Genomic DNA, 19,101 nt, shown 5'->3' with positions numbered 1-19,101 from the left:
GGCTTTTGCGATCAAAGCGGATCAGTGGGGATGCGAGACCGCTAGGAACACGAGCCCCCCCTGCGCCGCTGACCCGTCATGGCGGTCTGCCTGCCGGCGGTCAGTCTCACATGTCGCCGGCGTTGACGATCTCCACCCGGCGGTTCGCCGCGGCTTCGGGGTCATGGCGATCCTTGAGGCGCTCTTCGCCAAAGCCGATCGCGACCAGACGCTTGCCGGAGATGCCGTAGTGGGACACGAGATATTCCCGCACCGACTCCGCCCGCCGCTCGGACAACTCCATATTGTAGCCCTCGCCTCCGCGCGCGTCGGTATGGCCGTTGACGAGCAGGCGCGCGCCGGACAGCTCCGGACTGGAGAGCGCGCGGCCGAGAGCGTCGAGGTCGGGAAGCGACTGGTCGCGGATCTTCGCCGAATCGAAGTCGAACCGGACCTCGATATCGATCGACGGCAGATCCGCATGATCGATGATCTCGGCAACCCGCGACTTCATTTCGATCTTGAGGCCGCGCGTCGGCAGTTCCTTCAGGTAGTTGGAATCGGACGATTTCAGGCCACCTTGCGCGGCGGGCTTCTGGCCGAGGCTTCGGGTCGGCGTGCCCGATGCCGGCTTCGACTTCAATGACCGCAAGATTTCGTCGCTGCTGAGGGACTGCGCCTTGCCGGCAGTTGCGGTGAAGGACCCTGCGATCAAGACCAGCGCAAGAATACGGCCGATTCTTGCTTGCCGTATTTTTTCAAGCATAACGCCGAACATCATAAAGAACGCCCCATCAAGTGATCATACAAGACGAAAATCCGCGGAAAATTATACCGCCAACACAGTCGATCTAAGCATATCCGATCCACCTTTCGGATTGTCTCGTTCAAGCGGCATCGCGGAACCTCGTCGCCAAATCTTCTATAGGCTGGCTCTTTACCAATATACGCGCTCGCCACCAAATCCCATTCCGGATAATGGTTTATTTACAAGCGATATAGTAGAAACCTCAAGAGGGGGCGCGACTTCGCGCACGCTTTGGGAACGAGCAGCTTCTACCCCGCGCGGCGACAGCTTGCGCGAGGGAGGATGAATACGCTCGTCCTTCGAGTTTCAGTCTGGAGTTGTGCGTGGGACGTTTCTCAGTCATCGGATTATGCCTTCTGGCGACAGTGCTCTCGGTTCCTGCCGCCAGCCATACGGGACTGATGACCTGGCTCTCGATCGCCTCGGCGGCGACGGCTTTCGTCGCGATGTCCCTCAATCAGTTCCTTGCGACGCGGCCGATGTTCCTGGAGTCGGCCTTTGGCGGACTGGACCGGATCTACCGGATGCACAAGCAGCTTGGCATCGCCGCGCTCGTGCTGATCCTGGTGCACTATGTCGTGACGCCCAATTTCAAGGGCAGCGTGCTGACGACAGGCCTCAACGATCTGGCCGGAAAGGCCGGAGAAATCGGTCTCTACGGGCTCGTCGCGCTCATTCTTCTCAGCATCGTCAAGCGCATTCCGAAGATCCGCCAGGAATTTCCCTATCACCTCTGGCGGCAGACCCACCGGTTCATCGGCGTCTTCTTCATCTTCATCGCGGTTCATCTGAATTTCATCAAGCGTCCGTTCGATGGGACCGCCTGGCTCGCCGTCTACCTGAATGCCTTCGCGCTTCTGGGGATCGCGAGCTTCGTCTACACGCAGTTTCGCTCCTTTCTGCGCCGGCGTGCCTACCGCGTGACGGCGATCGAGCGGGTGCCGACCGCCACGCTGGTCTCCGTCGAGCCGGTCGGCAAGCCGATCAAGGCCCGGCCCGGCCAGTTCGCCTTCCTCAGCGCGTCCAGACCGGGATTGCGCGAACCGCACCCCTTCACGATCGCCCGCCATGCCGGCGACGGCAGTGACGGCAGCCTGACCTTCGCGATCAAGCCGCTCGGCGACTACACGAAGCGCCTGAGGGAAACGCTCGAGGTCGGCGACAGGGTCATGCTCGAGGGGGGCTATGGCCGGTTCAGCAGCGAACGAGGCGCTTCGGCGCAGATCTGGATTGCGGGAGGCATCGGCATCACGCCGTTCATGGCGATGGCGCACGCCCTGCGGCACGCGCCGGAGCGGCGCGTTCATCTCGTCCACTGCATCAGGGACAAGAGCGAGGCCATCGAGGCCGCCGCCCTGCAAGCGATGGCCGATGCCCTCGACAACTTCAGCTTCACCCTGCATTGCTCGTCGGAGCAGGGACGGCTGAAGGCTGAACATCTCGTCGCCATCTCCGGCGTGGAGCCGAAGAGCGCCGACGTCTATTTCTGCGGGCCGGCGGCCATGCGCAAGGCTCTTCTGAAGGGGCTCCAGGCGCTCGGCCAGGCTCCCCGGCAAATCCACTACGAACAATTCGAATTCAGATGATGGGCAAGCGCACCGCCGTGCGCAGAACCGTCCGAGGGGGACGTTTGCAACCTGCCGATAAATTCTCACGAATGATCCGACACGGCCTGACGTCAGCACTTCTGTGTAGTGCGTTTGCGGCGTGTGCGCTGACCGCATCGAATGAGGCGGCTCAGGCCCGCGACCTCTTCGGGGCGGACGCCTTCGCCACCTATGCGCCCAACGTCGACAACGGCCGCTACATGGCCAACGCCGCCGGCTGCGTCGGGTGCCATGCGTCCGGCGAGGATACGAACCTTCTGTCCGGCGGCCGGAAGATCGAGAGCTACATCGGCACCTTCCACGTTCCGAACATCACGTCCGATTCCAGGGGAACGGGCGGCTGGAGCAATGCGGACTATCTGAACGCGGTCATCAACGGCGTCGCGCCCGACGGCCGCAACTACTACCCCGTGTTTCCCTATGCCGCCTATGCCGGGATGAAGCCGGAGGATGTGCTCGACATCAAGGCCTTCATCGAAACCCTGCCGACGTCCGATGCGCCCTCGGCGCTGCACGAAGTGTCCTTCCCCTACAATCTGGACAGCACGATCGCGCTCTGGAAGCGCGGAAACTTCGAGACGCCGGCCTTCCAGCCGGGCGATGGCTCCCAGATGAGCCGCGGCCGCTACCTGGTCGAGACTGTCGGCGCATGCGGCGAATGCCATACGCCGCGCACGCTGACCTACGGCCTCGATCAGGAACTCGCGCTGACGGGCGAGAAGGGCATCGACGGCGAGCTTGCGCCCGACATCTCCAAGAGCCGCATGACCGGCCTTGCCGATCCCGGCCTCTTCACGGATGCCTTCATCGACGACCACAAGAAGCTTTCGGAAAGTCCCGTCACCTCGCCTCTGAAGCGCAATCTTCTCAAAGGCCTCTCGGTCCTGACCGAGGACGACCGCCGCGCCATGCTCGCCTACCTGACGGGCAAGCCGCAGGAGGTCAAGAAGATCGAGATGAGCAACCAGGCAAGCTGCAAGCTTGCCTCGGCCGGGGCCCCTGCCCCATCGGACGGGCTGGCCGTCAAGGCGGACGATTTCGTCGGCCGCTACTGCCGCAACTGCCATGGGCTTGGCGAGAGCGCACAGGGAAGCTTCCCGGCCGGCGACCTTGCCTCCATCGCGCGCAATCCCGCTTTCGTGACGCCGGGAGACCGGTCCAAGTCGCTCCTCTACACGAGCGTCGCCAGCGGCCGCATGCCCTATGGCGCCAGCCCCCCGGACGAGGATGTCGAGGCGCTCGGTGCGTGGATCGACGGCCTCAACGTTTCCGCGGCGGCGGCGCCCCCGGCCGAGCCGGAGCGCAGCCGGCCGATCCGGAACTGGCGCGACGAGACCGAAAAGGCGCTGCGGGACCTCTCGTCCCTCGACGAGCGCGATCGCCCGTTCATCCGCTATTTCAGCTTCCTCAGCCTCTACAACGGCGTCTTCCCTTGCGAGGATGACGAAGCCTTCGCGCGCCGTCTCGATCTTTTCGGGGCCGGCTTCCGCAAGCTGCTGAATTCCGTTTCCCTCGGAGAGCGCCTGATTGTTCCCGATGCCGTGGACGGCTCGGGCGACCTGCTACTGCGCGTCGACATCCGCGATTTCAAATGGGACGCCGGCCAATGGGAGAGGCTGTCGGCCGACTATCCCTATGGATATGCGCCGGCGAACGATCCCTCGCTTCTGGCGCTGGCCCGGTCCGCCGGTACGGACCTGCCGATCATGCGCGCGGACTGGTTCATGGCCAACGCCTCGCGGCCGGAAATGTACCACATGCTCCTCGATCTGACGGACAACATCGCGGATCTGGAGACAAGGCTCGGCGTCGATGTCGCCGAGAACATCCGCAACCTCAAGGTGGCGCGCGCGGCCTTCAACGAAGGATCGTCCGGCGTCTCCGACCATAACCGCCTTCTTGAGCGTCACGACACGACGCGGGGCGGCTACTACTGGAAGTCCTACGACTTCGCCGGCAGCCGCGATCTGCAGAGCCTGAAGCTGCATCCCCACGGACCGCCCGATATCGGCCCGCTGCAGGACAGGCTGGAGTCCTTCCATCACGACGGCGGCGAGATGCTGTTCACGCTGCCGAACGGCCTGCAGGGCTATTACCTCTCGACGGCCGCCGGCGACCGCCTGGACCGGGGACCGACCTCCATCGTGTCCTTCCGCCAGCGCCCGATCGGCAAGGGCATCGACATCATCAACGGTCGCTCGTGCATGAGCTGTCACTCCGACGGCATCATCTCCAAGCGCGACCAGTTGCGCAGCCACATCGAAGCGTCGTCGCTCTTCACGCTCGCCCAGCGTGACACTCTTTTGAAGATGTATGTCGACCAGGAAACGCTCGACGGGCTCTACGACAAGGACCGGGCCCTCTTCGTCGACGCCCTTGGAAAGATCGGCGCGACGGAAGTGGCGCCCGACGGATCGATCAAGAGCCGTTCCGGGCCCGGCAAGGAAGAGATCGTCACCTGGTTTGCCGACTTCTACGAAGCCGAGATGGACGCCGACATGGTCGCCGCCGAATTCGAGATGACGGTCGACGATCTGGAAAAGGCCATCCAGCGGGTCCGCGACCCGATGGCCCGCAGCCTTGCCATCGACTGGATCAACCAGACGAAGGGCGGCGTGAAGGTGCCCCGCTTCGAGGTGGAAGAGCAGTTCGCGCGCCTGGTGAAGCCGCTGCTCGATCTGGAGCCGCTGCGCGGCGGCGAGCACGATGAAGAGGCCGAAACGGTCGCCATGCTGCCCGACTACAAGGACGCGGACTATCGCGACGACGGGTACGACACGGAGCCCGGCGCGTCGGGCGCGCTGAAGCTGAGCCTGCGCGTCCGGAACACCGACGTGTTCGTGGACGAGCAGCTCACCTTCGAGGTCGTCGCCAACAAGGCGTGCGAACTTCAGATCTTCTATGTCGAGGCCGACGGAAACGTCGAGGTCATTCCGCAGGAGATGATCGGCGAGCCGTTCCTCAAGCCCGGCGTTCCGCGAACCATTCCCAATCCCGCGGTCGGCGCCCTCGTGTTCGACACGCCCGCCCATGACGAGACGCTTCTCCTTCACTGCAAGGAAGGCGGGCTCGGCCATGATCGCCTGTCCGCCGAGGAGGCGCGCCGTCTCGTCAAATCCTCGCACCAGCCGCCGGGCCGCGGACTGGCGATCAAGATGTTCGAGAACACGAAGAAGGCCGCCCCGAAACAGGTCGCCGAGCCGGCCGGGTCGGCCATCCACATGGTGTCCTTCAACGTGAAGGACCGCCACTGAGGACGGGTGCCGGCTGCGGCGACGCGGCGGATCGTCCGCCGTGCCGCCTGACGGCGAAGCCCTGTCATTTTCCGAAAAGCTGAAGATTGAAAGGTTGGGTATGGCTGCGAAGAGAACAACGAAGACGCACTGGGGCCTGTCGCTGCTTTTGACGCTCGCCATCGCGGCCTGTCAGACCCAGGCCCCGCCGCAGCAGGTTGTCGACAACGAAGATGCCGAAGAGCCGGTCCTCATCAGCAACTGCAGCCCCGAGAACGATGCGAAGCTGACCAAGACCGTCGACGTTCTGCTCGATCGCGGCTTCACCCCGCGCCGCACGGAAAGCTTCATGCAGACTGCGTCGCGGCTGCTCTATTGCCCCGGCGAGGACACAGGCTGGTATCGGCATTTCGCCGAGCGGGTGCCAAACTACCGGCGAGAATTCTTCGACTTCACCGGCGAGCTGATCTTCGACATCAACACCGGCCGCGCCTACGACTACACCGATCCGGTGGCGGTCGCGAAGTCGCTGCCGGCCTGCTACGCCAGCGGCGAGCCCTACGAGCGCTGCCGCCCGAAGTATCATCCGCACTATCCGATCATGCTGCCGAAGGACAAGATCGCCGATCCGAACGATCCCTGGAACTATGCGCAGGCCTGCCGCCTCGACGCGAACTGGAAGAAATTCTGCAGCCTCGCGACGTCGATGGACGCCTGCTGGTCGGAAGCGAAGTCCGACATGGTCATCGTTCCCCCGACGACAAAGGCGCAGGAAAGCCGCATCCAGCTCGCCCGCGCCACGCGCGTCGACAGGATGTCGGACGCGGCGCCCGCAGGGCCGGCATCCGAACCGGCCAAGGCATCCACGCCAGTAAAGGCCAAGCCGAAGAAGGTCGCGAAGGCGAGCACGGTGCCCATCTGTCATGACCTTGGCTGGGAATATCTTCTGCCCAAGTGACACTCGGCGCCGGGTGCCGTTGGCGGCTCCCGGCGTTTTCTCGTTCTTCACGACACGGAACAACGGACCATGCGCATCGTCGGCAAGACACGATCCTCCGGCTGGCTCGGATTGCTCTTTTCAGCGGCCCTTCTGGCGGCCTGTCAGGCCGGCAACAAGCCTGCCTCGCAGCCGCTGACGACATCGCAGGCCGCTGCGAACCCGGCAGCCAGCCAGTCGGCGCTCTCCTATGCCTACGACGATGTGGAGCAGGAATTCATCACAGCAATTGATATCCTTCTCGATCGCGGCTTCGAGCCGAACAAAATTCGTGATTTCATTGGCATTACTGGTTCGAATTCCGAATGCGCGCAATTCTGCCCGCACTATGAGATGGTGCAGCGATACTTGGTAGAAAAGTCCGGCCAAAGTCTTGAGGAAATGTGGCAGAATAGCTCACCGATCGGTGGGTTTCTTTATGACATTCGCAATGGCCAGAAAATCGACCGAAGCGATGCTGTCGCGACGGCGAAAGCAATCTCTTCATGCTACGGAAAGGGCAACGTTTGGGAAGAATGCCATCCCAAATATCATCCACTCCAAGGCTGCCGGCTCAACGCGGAATGGAGGAATTTCTGCGCCAAGGAGCTTTCCCTAGATGGTTGCTGGGATGGAGCGAAAGCCGATCTGGTGATCGCACCGCCGACGAAATCCTCCCAAATGAGCCGCATTCAACTCGCGAGCGCCGTTCGTGTGGATGCGGCGCCCAATACGCCAGCGGCCAGCGCCGCGCCGGCCACGCCTAAACAGCAGGCCAAGAGTGCAAAGAAGGCGCCGGCCAAGGCCGACTATTGCAGGCCGTTGTGGCAATAGGCACGGAAGGGAGGTCCTCGGTGAAACGCGTTCTTTGCCTCGTATCGGCGCTGTTCGTGCTGGCGTTTGCCGCCTCGCAAGGTGCCATGGCAAAATCGTCGGCCTTCCAGGACGACCAGAAGCGGCTGGCGCTGGTGATCGGCGTCAGCGCCTATGAAAGCGTGCCGGCCCTGCCCAACCCGAAGAATGACGCCGAAGCCGTCGCGGCGGCCTTCGGCCGTCTCGACTTCGAGGTGATCAAGACAGTCGATCCGTCACGGGATGACCTTGAGGCTACGCTTGCGAAGTTCCGGTCAAGTCTTGAGGGCGCCGACATCGCGGTCCTCTATTACGCCGGCCATTCGATCCAGGTCGACGGCAAGAACTATATCATTCCCGTCGATGCCAGGTTCGAGGAACCGGAGGATTTCGGCCGCTATCTCTTCGCCGTGGAGGAACTGACGAAGCTGATGGACGAGAAGGCGGCGGTGCGCATCGCCATCCTCGACGCCTGCCGCGACAACCCCTTCCTCGTCAGCGCGCAGGAAATCGCCAAGACCTCGGACACGAAACGCAGCATCAATGCGGGCCTTGCCAACATCTCCGGGCCGGAGACGATCGAGACGGAGGCGCAGGACGAGGTCTACGGCTCCGTGATCGCCTATGCCGCCTCGTCGGGCCGGACGGCCTCCGACGGCGAGGGCGAGCACAGCCCCTACACCCGCGCCTTTCTGGAGCATGTCGAGAAACCCGGTCTCGAGATCGGCCAGATGTTCCGCAACATCGCCTCCTCGGTGATCAAGGAAACCGACAACACGCAGCATCCGGAATACCTCGTGCGCCTGACCAACGAGGTCTATTTCAGGGTCCCCGAACCCTCCGAATGCGATTTCCTGGCGGCAGCGCCCTTCAACTCCATTGGCGTGACCGGCGTCGACTTCGAGCGGATCGACGCGGACAAGGCCATCCCCGCCTGCGAGGCGGCCCTGAAGGACGATCCGAAGCATCCCCGCCTGCTCTATAATCTCGGCCGCGCGCTCGATGCCAAGGGACGCTTCGAGGAGGCCGTGAAGTTGTATCGTCAGTCCTCCGATCTTGGCTATCCGGCGGCAACCAGCAGTCTCGGCGTCATGTATGTGAACGGCCAGGGAATCGACCAGGATTTCGCCGAAGGCGTCGCGCTGCTCAAGAAGGCCAAGGCGCTCGGATCGCGGACGGCCAGGATTTCGCTGGCGGCAGCCGATTTCTCCGTGCTCTTCGAAGCGCCGGAAACGACGGCGCTGCAGGAACGCCTCAAGAAAGAGGGGCTTTATAAGGGGCCGCTGGACGGAGATTACGGCGCCAAGACGCAGGCCGCCCTCCGGTCCTACCAGTCGCTAATGTCGTTGCGCAAAAACGGCGCGACACTGGAAACGCTGGACAGTCTCGGCCTCGTCGACATCATCCCCCACTACGAGCTGAACTAGGGCAAATCCTGAAGAGTGGGAGCAGGTTCTCCGTCCGGATTTGCGCCAAGATCAGGGCAGAGAGCCTCTCCGTCACGCGGAGAAAACCGGAGAGGCTCCGCACCCGGAAAAGTCGGCGATCATCGAATTGAGGATGCTCCGATCGCAGAACGCGGCATCCGCTGCGCATGCCCTATGTGAGGTGCTGCCGAGGGGAACGCCTGGCCGGGTCGCTCCGCATTGAGATACGCGGTCCGGTGCGCTTGGTGCAGCGTCACCCGATTGCGTCTGCTACAATTCGCACTACCGAGGGGTGCCCCGCCAAGGGGCTGAGATACTGTTGGCCGGACGGCAGCACAGTGACCCTTTGAACCTGATCCGGATCATGCCGGCGAAGGGACAGGTCTAACCGCCTCACGCCTTTGCCGGCCTCGCTTGAGTGGCCACCATGCCTGCATCACCACAGCCCATTGCCAAGGCTCTCCCAATCGCCGCCACGATTGCCGCCGTCTTCCATGAAGAACGGATACTTCTGGTGCGCCGGGCCAATCCGCCGGATGCCGGTCGCTGGGGCTTTCCGGGCGGCAAGATCGAAGCCGGCGAGCCGATAGAGGCAGCGGCCGTGCGGGAACTCTTCGAGGAAACCGGGATCCGTGGGCAAGCGCGCCGCGTCTTCACGGCGGTGGACGCGTTCGATCGCGACGAAACCGGCGGTCTTCGCCGGCATTTCGTGCTGATTGCGGTCCTCTGCGACTGGATTGCCGGGGAACCGGTTGCCGGCGACGACGCCCTCGATGCGCGATGGTTCCGCCTCGATGAACTGGACGACACCGGACTTGCCCTCAGTCTCGATGTCGCCAAGGTTGTCCGCCTCGCCGCCGACATCGCGTCGGGACGAGGTTAGCGGTCAAGCGACGCCCGATGAGATCCATTTTCTGAACGCCGCGACCGGACAGCTTCGATTTCCTTCGCAAGATCTCGCGCCGCCGCTTCCGGGTCCGGCTGGCCGCAAATGGCCGAGACCACCGCGATGCCCCGTGCTCCCGCGGCCAAGACCGGCGCAACATGCCGGACCTTGAGACCGCCGATGGCGACAGCGGGGATGGAACTGGCGGCGATCTGGGCGATGAGACCATCAAAGCCCACCGCCTGCTCGTGGTCCGGCTTGGTCGGTGTGGCAAAGACCGGGCCCGCGCCGATGTAGTCCACGAGCGCCGGGTCCGCCGCCGCGGCCAGTTCGGGGGTCTCGACGGAGAGACCAAGGATCGCCTCCGGCCCAATCCGGGCGCGCGCCTCGGCCACGGCCATGTCGCCCTGTCCGACATGAACGCCATCAGCGCCGATCGCCACAGCCGCCGCCACATCGTCATTGACGATCAGCCGCGCGCCGGTGCCGGCCAGCGCGTCCTTCAACGCCCGCCCGATCTCGACCGTTCGCGCCGTGCCACCCGTCTTGTCGCGAAGCTGCACCATGGTCGCGCCGCCGGCCACGGCGGCGCGGGCCGTCTCGACCATGCCGATCCCGGCGCAAAGGCCGGGATCGAGCACGAGATAGAGCGACAGGTCGAAAGATCTCATTCCGAGACCTCTTCGACACTCTGGATCGATGCCTCGGCATCGAGCCTTTCAGGCGTGACGGCGTGAAGTGCGTCCAGGAAGCGTGGCGCAAAGCTCCCCGGTCCGGCAGCGCCTTCATGCGCATGGCTGCCCGCCACGGCGAAATGCGCCAAAGCCCCGATGGCTGCGTCGAAGGGATCGCCAGCGACGGCCGCATAGGCCCCGCACAGGCACGTGAGGGAACAGCCCATGGCGGTGTTCATCGGCATGAAGGGCGATCCGCCCTCGACCCGCGCCGCACGCACGCCGTCGGTGACAAAGTCCACAGCGCCGGTCACCACGACGACGCTGGCGTATTTGCGTGCCAACCGGCGGGCGCCATCCTCGGCCATGGCGACGGGATCGCGTCCGTCAACGCCCTGCCCCCGGCTGGCTTCGCCGGCGAGAGACAGGATCTCGGAGGCATTGCCGCGGATGATCGTCGGGCGCAGCGCAGCAAGCTCCGCCGAGACGCGGCGACGATACGCCGTCGCCTGACAGGCCACCGGGTCGAGCACCCAGGGCCGTCCGGCCGCCTCTGCCCCGGCGATGGCGGCACGCGCGCCATCGACGAAGGGCGGCGAGAGCGTGCCGATATTGACCGTCAGCGCCCCGGCGATGCGGGCGAACTCGCCCGATTCCTCGGCGTCGGCGACCATGGCGGGACTGGCCCCCGCCGCCAGGAGCACGTTGGCGGCGATGTTCATGGCGACATAGTTGGTGATGCACTGCACCAGCGGCGGTTCGGCCCTGAGCGCGGCCAGAAGGGTTCCGGGTGTCTCGGTCATTGTGCGTCCTCCAGCGGCAGATAGAGCTCGCCGCCCTCGCGGAATTTCTCGGCCATCGCTGCCATGCCCTCCTTCTGGGCCTCGGCCCGAATATCGTGGGAGATGCGCATCGAGCAGAATTTCGGCCCGCACATGGAGCAGAAATGGGCCACCTTGTGCGCCTCCTTCGGCAGGGTCTCGTCATGCATCGACCGGGCCGTTTCCGGGTCGAGCGAGAGGTTGAACTGGTCCTCCCAGCGGAACTCGAACCGCGCCCGGCTGAGCGCGTCGTCGCGAATGCGTGCCGCCGGATGGCCCTTGGCGAGATCGGCGGCATGGGCCGCAATCTTGTAGGTGATGACGCCCACCTTCACATCGTCGCGGTCCGGCAGGCCGAGATGTTCCTTGGGCGTCACGTAGCACAGCATCGCCGTGCCGAACCAGCCGATCATCGCCGCGCCGATGCCCGAGGTGATGTGATCGTAGCCAGGTGCGATGTCGGTGGTCAGCGGCCCGAGCGTATAGAACGGCGCCTCGCCGCACACGGCGAGCTGCTTGTCCATATTGGCCTTGATCTTGTGCATGGGAACATGGCCGGGACCTTCGATCATCACCTGGCAATCCTTCGCCCAGGCGATCTGCGTGAGTTCTCCGAGTGTCTCCAGTTCGGCAAACTGTGCCCGGTCGTTGGCGTCGGCGATCGATCCTGGCCGCAGGCCGTCGCCGAGCGAAAAGGAGACGTCATAGGCGCGGGCGATGTCGCAGATTTCGTCGAAATGCTCGTAGAGAAAGCTCTCGCGATGATGGTGCAGGCACCATTTGGCCATGATCGAGCCGCCGCGCGAGACGATGCCCGTCACCCGGTCGACCGTCATCGGGATCATGTGCAGCCGCACGCCGGCGTGGATGGTGAAATAGTCCACCCCCTGCTCGGCCTGTTCGATCAGCGTGTCGCGAAACACCTCCCAGGACAGGTCCTCGGCGATGCCGCCGACCTTCTCCAGCGCCTGGTAGAGCGGCACCGTGCCGATGGGCACGGGCGCGTTGCGGATGATCCAGTCGCGGATGTTGTGGATGTTGCGCCCGGTCGAGAGGTCCATCACCGTATCCGCGCCCCAGCGGATCGCCCAGACCATCTTCTCGACCTCCTCGGCCATCGAGGAGGTGACGGCGGAGTTGCCGATATTGGCGTTGATCTTGACGAGAAAATTCCGGCCGATCGCCATCGGCTCCAGTTCCGGGTGATTGATGTTGGCGGGAATGATCGCCCTGCCCTTCGCCACCTCGTCCCGCACGAATTCCGGCGTGATGAAATCGGGGATCTCCGCGCCGAAGGCTTCGCCGTCACGGATCTGCGCCTGCCTTGCCGCCTGCCGGCCGAGATTTTCACGGATGGCGACGAATTCCATTTCCGGCGTGACGATCCCGGCACGGGCATAGGCCATCTGCGTGACGGCCCGGCCAAGCTTCGCGCGCTTCGGTTCGTGCCGCACGGGGAACTCCGGCGTCAGTCGCGTGCCCTCGGCAAAGCCGTTGTCCTCGGGCTTCACATGCCGGCCCGCATAGCGCTCGGTGTCGTTCCGCGCGGCAACCCAGCCTTCGCGCAGGCGCGGCAGGCCGCGCTCGATGGCGATCCCGGCTTTCGGGTCGGTATAGGGACCGGAACTGTCATAGACGGTCACCGGCGGTTCGCCAGCCGTCGGGTGAAGATCGATCTCGCGCATGGGCACGCGAATATCGGCGTGCAGCGCGCCTCGGTGCCAAACGCGGCGCGAGGCGGGCAGCGGTCCCGTGGTGACGGTTGGGAAATGGTCTTTCATCGGTCGGAGCCTCCAGTGCTCGAAGCGTGGAGACCCAGTTCTCGGTCATGAATGGAGATTGGCCGCGTGAAACACGCCGTGGAAGTCCCGGCCAAAGCCGCGCAGCCCGAACACCATCCCTACGCCAGTATGAACTGGATCAGGTTCATCGGGTCACTGCGCTGCACGGACCTGCCGGACCGGCTATCAGACTCTCAGCCCCTTGTCGGGACCCCCCGGGTGAATGCGCCGAGACTGCGTCCCGACCCACGCTTTGTCAACCGCCAGACGGGCGGCGAGCGCCCTACCCGCCTTCTGAACGCGCACAAACTTTCGTTATTCGGAAAAGCTGGCGGCATGTGGATGTGGCGGAAAGACCTATCATTTCTCGAGCAGGCGCTCAAAAACGCTCTCCACGTCGCCGAGAAAAGCACTCCATTCCCCGTCTTCATCAATGCCGGTGATGCGCAGCAGAAAGAGGCCCTCAATGGCCAGCAGGGCGACCCGGGCCGCCTGCGCATCGCTCGTTCCGCCGCCGAGGCGCTCGAACATGGAACGGTACCATTCCCGGGTCTCGATGACGTTTTGCCGGTTCTGGATGTAGGCAATCATCAGGCCGGCCATTTTGGCGTTCATGGCGGCGTGCGAGCTGCGCATGACCTTGATGTAATTTCGAATGAGATCAGCCGGCGGAACGTCGTCGATTTCACCAAGCAACTCGTCGAACTGACGCGTCCATCTCTCGACCAGCGCGCGGACCAGATCGTCTTTCGACGAGAATGAATACTGGACGCCGCCTTTCGAGATGCCGGCAGCCTTGGCCAGGGCATCGATGGTCAGGCCGGCCGCGCCTTCACTGCGAACGATCCTTTCCGCGATTTCGAGCAACCCGTCACGCGTGATCGTCGGTTTTCTGCCCAAATCGCGGCTCCTTCATCATCGATTGCTATTGAAATCCATACGTATGTATTTATATCAACGAACGCAATCGCTGAATGCACCGGACACGGAATTGCCGAGGATCATCGACGTCTACCCGCCGGGGCGATCGCGATGCTGGCGGCCGCGGTGTTTTTCACGCTGGCCAGGTATCGCGGCCTGTTCCGTGCCTATCATTGACCGCCTTTCGAAGAGGTCCGGACATGCACATCATCGAGACCGAGCGCCTGATCCTGAGGTCCTTCCGGGAGGGGGATGCAGCAGACCTCTTTGCCTATCTGCGCGCACCCACCACCCCCTGCTTCCTCTCGCTCAAGCTCGCAGACCTGGCCGAGGCGGAGATCGAGGTCGGGAGACGCGCCCTCGACGAGGGCAGCGTGGCAATCTGCCTGAAACAGACAGGCCGGGTCATCGGCGATCTGTTCGGCGGCGGCGAAGAGGGCGAGGAGGAGGACACGGCCTCGGTCGGCTGGAACCTCAATCCGCAATTCGGTGGCCAAGGATATGCGTTCGAGGCCGCGAGAGCCCTGTTCGATCATCTCTTCCGGGCAAAGGGTTTTCGCCGGCTCTATGCCTATGTCGAAGACCACAACACCCCCTCGCAGCGCCTCTGCGAAAAGCTGGGCATGCGCCGCGAAGGTGTGTTCGTGGAGTTCGTCTCCTTCACCAACGACGATGCGGGCAATCCGATCTACGAAAACACCATGCAGTACGCCATCCTGCGCCGAGAGTGGATGTCTGGGGCCTTAGCGATGGAGCAACCGCCGGGCATGAGCGGCGTCGCAGGCGCTGGGACGAGGTGTGGCTGATCCCGACATGATCCATGCCCATGAACACCTCCTTCGCCTCCGGAAAGCGGATCTGATCAGAGATGTCTCACAAGTAAAAATACATCTACAGGCTATATGAAAGGCCATAACTTACTATTTCTCATGTAATAAATAATAATTTTAAATGAGAACTTTAGCTGATTTTTCTGGAATAAATTACGATCGCAAATTTTCGGTTTGAATTTTTCTCATATAATATTTTGGCACTCCTTATATATGAGTGCCAAGAACACCATATGGTGACTGTGGCTATCAAAAATACAGGCCACAGAAAGATTTCAAATGAAATTCCGTCCACTACACGACCGCGTCGTCATCCGGCGAGCGGACAGTGACACGCAAACGCGGGGCGGGATCATCATTCCCGACACGGCCAAGGAAAAACCACAAGAAGGCGAAGTCGTCGCCGTGGGCCCAGGATCGCGCGACGAACACGGCGCGCTGATCGTCCCGGGCGTCAAGGCTGGCGACATGATCCTCTTCGGCAAGTGGTCGGGAACCGAGATCAAGATCGACGGTGACGATCTCCTGATCATGCGGGAAACCGACATATTGGGCATCGTCGACTTATCCGATGCGGCAAAGCCATCAAAGAAGGCCGCCTGACGGGCCGACTTCACGCTCCGGTTTCTCTCACTCGATTGGACTAAAGAATGTCTGCCAAGGAAATCAGGTTCAACGGCGATGCCCGCGACCGCATGCTGCGCGGCGTCGAGGTGCTGGAACGCACGGTCAAGGCAACGCTTGGTCCCAAGGGCCGCAACGTCATTCTGGACAGGTCTTATGGCGCACCGCGCATCACCAAGGACGGCGTGACCGTCGCCAAGGAGATCGAACTGCCCGACAGGTTCGAGAACATGGGCGCGCAAATGGTGCGAGAGGTCGCGTCGAAGACCAACGACCTTGCAGGCGACGGCACGACGACGGCGACCGTCCTTGCCGCCGCAATCTTGCGCGAAGGCAGCAAGCTCGTTGCGGCCGGCATGAACCCGATGGATCTCAAGCGCGGCATCGATCTTGCCGTCGCGGTCGTCGTCAAGGACATCCAGGCTCGCTCCAGGGCCGTCCAGTCTTCCAGCGAGATCGCCCAAGTCGGAACGATCGCCGCCAATGGCGATGCGACAGTCGGAGCCATGATCGCACGGGCAATGGAAGAGGTCGGCAAGGAAGGCGTGATCACTGTCGAGGAGGCCAAGACGGCGGAAACCGAACTCGACGTCGTCGAAGGCATGCAGTTCGATCGCGGCTATCTCTCTCCCTATTTCGTCACCAATGCCGAGAAGATGCGCGTCGAATTCGATGAGCCCTATATTCTCATTCACGAGAAGAAACTCGGCAATCTCCAGACAATCCTGCCGTTGCTCGAAGCCGTCGCGCAAAGCGGCAAACCTCTGGTCGTCCTGTGCGAGGACGTCGAGGGCGAAGCGCTGGCGACCCTTGTCGTCAACAAGCTGCGCGGTGGCCTCAAGGTCGCGGCGGTCAAGGCGCCAGGCTTCGGCGACCGCCGCAAGGCCATGCTTGAGGATATCGCGGTCGTGACGGCCGGTCGGCTCATCAGCGACGACCTCGGCATCAAGCTCGAAAATGTGACGCTGGACATGCTGGGACGGGCAAGGCGTGTCCAGATCGAAAAGGACACGACGACGATCATCGACGGCTTCGGCGAGAAGGCCGACATCGAGGCGCGCGTCCGGCAGATCAAGGCGCAAATCGAGGACACCACGTCCGACTACGACCGGGAGAAACTGCTGGAGCGGCAGGCCAAGCTGTCCGGCGGCGTCGCCGTGATCCGTGTCGGCGGAGTGACCGAGACCGAGGTCAAGGAAAAGAAGGACCGCATCGATGATGCGCTGAACGCAACCCGCGCCGCTGTCGAGGAAGGCATCGTCGCCGGCGGCGGTGTCGCCCTTCTGCGCGCCAGAGCCGCCCTTTCCACGCTCTCGAACGACAATGCAGACATCCGCGCCGGTATGTCGATCGTGATGCGGGCGCTTGAAGCGCCGATCCGGCAGATCGCGGAGAATTGCGGCATCGATGGCCCGCTGGTTGTGGGCACTCTCATCCAGAGCAACGATCCCAACCAGGGCTTCGATGCCCAGAACGAGGTTTACGTCGACATGATCGGCGCAGGCATCGTCGATCCGGCCAAGGTCGTGCGAACGGCTCTGCAGGATGCAGCCTCGATCGCCGGACTTCTGATCACCACCGAAGTGATGATCGCAGATGCCCGGCAGCATGGATCGACGGGCGATGCCCCGGGCATGGACTACTGACACTGCCTGCCCTGCCCGCGCGCGTCGGCTTCAGATGAAACCGACGCTCCGCCCGGCGCAAAGGCATTTCGATCTTCGGCGAAGAGACGCATCAGCGCCTTCGGTTGCCGTCATAAACGGTCTCTGAAAAGCTTGGTCGAGAATGGCCGGCCGCATCGGAACCGTCACCCAAGGAGGAACGGCACCATGGCTACGAACACCACCGGAAAACCATCCATCATGCAACTATGGGATGGCCTGCAACCCAGCAAGGCGATGCTCGTCTGGGCCTGCGTCGGTTCCGTGATTGCGACAATGGTGGTCGGCTTCACCTGGGGCGGCTGGGTCACCGGCGGCACATCGCAGAAGATGGCGATGTCAGCCGGAGACGATGCCCGCGCCGAACTGGCATCGGTGATCTGCATGGAAAACTTCAATGCAGCTCCCGATTCCAGCGCGAAACTGGTCGAGTTCAAGGCCCTGACGGACTCGTACAAGAAGCGCCAATTCGTCGAAGCCGGCGGCTGGGCCGTGATGCCCGGGCAAACGTCCGCTGACAGAAATGCGATCAATGGCTGCATCACCGCTCTCGATACCTGACCGGGTCTCGCGTCCGGCATCACTCCGGTGCCGGCGCGCAGTCGCGAGGCGATAGTCCACAAAATCCACGCGCATCCAACAGACGCGCGGCGCCCGCCTCGACTGCCTGTCGATGCGGTCAGGTTACGTGCGTCCACGCGGCACAACGTCCACTGGCCGTCCGTCGCTCTGGTCTAGCCTCAGACACTTGAGGTGTTCCTTCACCCTATTGGAATCGAGGTTTTCCCATGCGTATCGCTCAGGTTGCTCCGCTGGCCGAAGCCGTGCCCCCCATGCTCTACGGAGGCACCGAACGATGCGTATCCTGGCTGACCGAGGCCCTGATCGAGGCCGGTCATCAGGTCACATTGTTCGCCTCGGGAGATTCCGTCACGGCCGCAGAACTCGTGGCAGGATCCTCTCAAGGTCTCAGGCTAGGAGGTGTTCGCGATCTGACAGCCCAGCACTCGACCATGCTGCGCCAAGTCCGCCATCGCGAAGCGGAATTCGACATCATCCACCTGCATATCGATCTTCTGGCCAGCAAACTGTTCCACGGCCTTGAGGGAAAATGCGTGACCACGCTGCATGGACGCCTGGATCTGCCACTGACACAGCCGTTTTGCGGCGTGGTGACGCCAATGCCGCTGATATCGGTTTCCAACAACCAGCGACTGCCGATGCCGGCAGGCGTCAACTGGCTTGCAACTGTCTATCATGGCCTGCCGCCGCAGGTGTGCCCGTATAACGAGGCCGGTGGCGACTATCTTGCGTTCCTTGGCCGAATCTCGCCCGAAAAACGCCCCGACCGGGCGATCGAGATCGCCTTGCGCTCCGGCGTGCCACTGAAGATCGCCGCCAAGGTGGACCCGATCGACCAGGCCTACTTCGAGCGCGAAATCGTCCCATTGCTCGATAACCCGTTGATCGAATTCATCGGTGAAATCGACGAACATGAGAAATCCGGATTTCTCGGCAATGCGCTTGCCCTGCTGTTTCCGATCGACTGGCCGGAGCCCTTCGGGCTCGTCATGATCGAGGCCATGTCGACGGGGACACCGGTGATTGCCTGGCGCAACGGGTCCGTCCCGGAGATCATTGGCGATGGCATCAGCGGCGTCATCGTGGACTCGATCTCCGAGGCTGTCGACGCGGTGCGGGAAGTGAAGCAACTGTCCCGGCGCGCCGTCGCCGCATACGGGCGCTCGCGCTTCACGGCAAAGCGGATGGCCGACAACTATGTCCAAGCCTATCAGCATTTGCTGGATCATCGGGAGCCCGTTGCCGCAGACGTCACGAAACCGATGTTGGCGCTTGAGCAACGTGAAAGTCGCCCGATAGCGCTCGGCACTCCCGTTGTGGTCATGTGATGGCGAACCATCCGGCGCTCATCACTCGACAGCATATGGAACGAGGATTTGACGTTCCAGAACGCTGCCCAGAACACTGCAAAGAGGTTCGTTCATGACAGACAGCGT

General features: G+C 62.9%; 16 protein-coding genes and 2 riboswitches. Of the genes, 11 read left to right on the top strand and 5 right to left on the bottom strand.

All coding sequences use genetic code 11. The features are described 5' to 3' along the window. Positions 1-106 precede the first annotated feature (106 nt). A complete protein-coding gene (locus HDIA_RS05130; RefSeq protein WP_157775325.1) occupies positions 107-622 on the bottom strand; it encodes an OmpA family protein in 516 nt (171 codons plus the stop codon). Positions 623-1,110: 488 nt separating this feature from the next. On the opposite strand from HDIA_RS05130, the gene HDIA_RS05125 reads away from it, so the two are divergent. From HDIA_RS05125 to HDIA_RS05100, 6 genes are all read left to right on the top strand, one after another. Then, positions 1,111-2,373, top strand: a complete 1,263-nt coding sequence (locus tag HDIA_RS05125) for a ferredoxin reductase family protein (RefSeq protein WP_245884171.1) — start codon at positions 1,111-1,113, stop codon at positions 2,371-2,373. Positions 2,374-2,444: 71 nt separating this feature from the next. Further along, the gene (locus HDIA_RS05120; RefSeq protein WP_099554987.1) at positions 2,445-5,648 is read left to right on the top strand and encodes a hypothetical protein; all 3,204 of its coding nucleotides are present in this window, start codon (positions 2,445-2,447) and stop codon (positions 5,646-5,648) included. A gap of 100 nt (positions 5,649-5,748) precedes the next feature. Further along, positions 5,749-6,585, top strand: coding sequence for a hypothetical protein (locus tag HDIA_RS05115; protein ID WP_099554985.1), 837 nt, complete (start codon positions 5,749-5,751; stop codon positions 6,583-6,585). Between the two features lie 69 nt (positions 6,586-6,654). Then, entirely contained in the window at positions 6,655-7,437 is a 783-nt protein-coding gene (locus tag HDIA_RS05110) for a hypothetical protein (RefSeq protein WP_099554983.1), read from the top strand. Between the two features lie 20 nt (positions 7,438-7,457). Next, a complete protein-coding gene (locus HDIA_RS05105) occupies positions 7,458-8,882 on the top strand; it encodes a caspase family protein (RefSeq protein WP_099554981.1) in 1,425 nt (474 codons plus the stop codon). A gap of 278 nt (positions 8,883-9,160) precedes the next feature. Further along, positions 9,161-9,279: riboswitch (TPP riboswitch) on the top strand. A gap of 30 nt (positions 9,280-9,309) precedes the next feature. Further along, entirely contained in the window at positions 9,310-9,765 is a 456-nt protein-coding gene (locus HDIA_RS05100; RefSeq protein ID WP_099554979.1) for an NUDIX hydrolase, read from the top strand. Here the strand turns inward: HDIA_RS05100 and thiE are convergent. The 4 genes from thiE to HDIA_RS05080 all read right to left on the bottom strand — a co-directional run bounded on the left by thiE (position 9,762) and on the right by HDIA_RS05080 (position 13,944). Further along, the gene (thiE, locus tag HDIA_RS05095) at positions 9,762-10,439 is read right to left on the bottom strand and encodes a thiamine phosphate synthase (protein WP_099554977.1); all 678 of its coding nucleotides are present in this window, start codon (positions 10,437-10,439) and stop codon (positions 9,762-9,764) included. The genes HDIA_RS05100 and thiE overlap by 4 nt on opposite strands. Continuing rightward, positions 10,436-11,245: a hydroxyethylthiazole kinase gene (thiM, locus tag HDIA_RS05090; RefSeq protein WP_099554975.1), complete on the bottom strand. Its 810-nt coding sequence runs from the start codon at positions 11,243-11,245 to the stop codon at positions 10,436-10,438. Before thiM ends, thiE begins: the two co-directional genes overlap by 4 nt. Further along, on the bottom strand, positions 11,242-13,044 hold the full coding sequence (gene thiC, locus HDIA_RS05085) for a phosphomethylpyrimidine synthase ThiC (RefSeq protein WP_099554973.1): 1,803 nt from the start codon (positions 13,042-13,044) through the stop codon (positions 11,242-11,244). Before thiC ends, thiM begins: the two co-directional genes overlap by 4 nt. Before the next feature lie 98 nt (positions 13,045-13,142). Next, a riboswitch (TPP riboswitch) is annotated at positions 13,143-13,272 on the bottom strand. A gap of 132 nt (positions 13,273-13,404) precedes the next feature. Next, on the bottom strand, positions 13,405-13,944 hold the full coding sequence (locus tag HDIA_RS05080) for a TetR/AcrR family transcriptional regulator (protein ID WP_099554971.1): 540 nt from the start codon (positions 13,942-13,944) through the stop codon (positions 13,405-13,407). A gap of 221 nt (positions 13,945-14,165) precedes the next feature. On the opposite strand from HDIA_RS05080, the gene HDIA_RS05075 reads away from it, so the two are divergent. From HDIA_RS05075 to HDIA_RS05055, 5 genes are all read left to right on the top strand, one after another. Further along, positions 14,166-14,771 carry a GNAT family N-acetyltransferase gene (locus HDIA_RS05075; protein ID WP_099554969.1) on the top strand — a complete coding sequence of 202 codons (606 nt, stop codon included), beginning with the start codon at positions 14,166-14,168 and terminating at the stop codon, positions 14,769-14,771. Between the two features lie 303 nt (positions 14,772-15,074). Then, complete coding sequence (locus HDIA_RS05070; protein WP_099554967.1) at positions 15,075-15,398, top strand: co-chaperone GroES; 324 nt, start codon at positions 15,075-15,077, stop codon at positions 15,396-15,398. 47 nt (positions 15,399-15,445) lie between these two features. After that, complete coding sequence (gene groL / locus HDIA_RS05065) at positions 15,446-17,065, top strand: chaperonin GroEL (protein WP_099554966.1); 1,620 nt, start codon at positions 15,446-15,448, stop codon at positions 17,063-17,065. 186 nt (positions 17,066-17,251) lie between these two features. Continuing rightward, positions 17,252-17,644, top strand: coding sequence for a hypothetical protein (locus HDIA_RS05060; protein WP_099554963.1), 393 nt, complete (start codon positions 17,252-17,254; stop codon positions 17,642-17,644). 227 nt (positions 17,645-17,871) lie between these two features. Then, positions 17,872-18,993, top strand: coding sequence for a glycosyltransferase family 4 protein (locus tag HDIA_RS05055; RefSeq protein ID WP_099554961.1), 1,122 nt, complete (start codon positions 17,872-17,874; stop codon positions 18,991-18,993). Positions 18,994-19,101: the final 108 nt, after the last annotated feature.

The organism is Hartmannibacter diazotrophicus, from assembly GCF_900231165.1.
In the GTDB taxonomy this organism is placed as follows: domain Bacteria; phylum Pseudomonadota; class Alphaproteobacteria; order Rhizobiales; family Pleomorphomonadaceae; genus Hartmannibacter; species Hartmannibacter diazotrophicus.
This window is presented reverse-complemented; position numbering and strand designations above follow the sequence as displayed.

Coding starts and splice junctions, on each gene's coding strand:
- HDIA_RS05120 (WP_099554987.1), top strand. CDS start 2,445: ATGATCCGACACGGCCTGACGTCAGCACTTCTGTGTAGTGCGTTTGCG.
- HDIA_RS05115 (WP_099554985.1), top strand. CDS start 5,749: ATGGCTGCGAAGAGAACAACGAAGACGCACTGGGGCCTGTCGCTGCTT.
- HDIA_RS05110 (WP_099554983.1), top strand. CDS start 6,655: ATGCGCATCGTCGGCAAGACACGATCCTCCGGCTGGCTCGGATTGCTC.
- HDIA_RS05100 (WP_099554979.1), top strand. CDS start 9,310: ATGCCTGCATCACCACAGCCCATTGCCAAGGCTCTCCCAATCGCCGCC.
- thiE (WP_099554977.1), bottom strand. CDS start 10,439: ATGAGATCTTTCGACCTGTCGCTCTATCTCGTGCTCGATCCCGGCCTT.
- thiM (WP_099554975.1), bottom strand. CDS start 11,245: ATGACCGAGACACCCGGAACCCTTCTGGCCGCGCTCAGGGCCGAACCG.
- thiC (WP_099554973.1), bottom strand. CDS start 13,044: ATGAAAGACCATTTCCCAACCGTCACCACGGGACCGCTGCCCGCCTCG.
- HDIA_RS05075 (WP_099554969.1), top strand. CDS start 14,166: ATGCACATCATCGAGACCGAGCGCCTGATCCTGAGGTCCTTCCGGGAG.
- HDIA_RS05070 (WP_099554967.1), top strand. CDS start 15,075: ATGAAATTCCGTCCACTACACGACCGCGTCGTCATCCGGCGAGCGGAC.
- groL (WP_099554966.1), top strand. CDS start 15,446: ATGTCTGCCAAGGAAATCAGGTTCAACGGCGATGCCCGCGACCGCATG.
- HDIA_RS05060 (WP_099554963.1), top strand. CDS start 17,252: ATGGCTACGAACACCACCGGAAAACCATCCATCATGCAACTATGGGAT.
- HDIA_RS05055 (WP_099554961.1), top strand. CDS start 17,872: ATGCGTATCGCTCAGGTTGCTCCGCTGGCCGAAGCCGTGCCCCCCATG.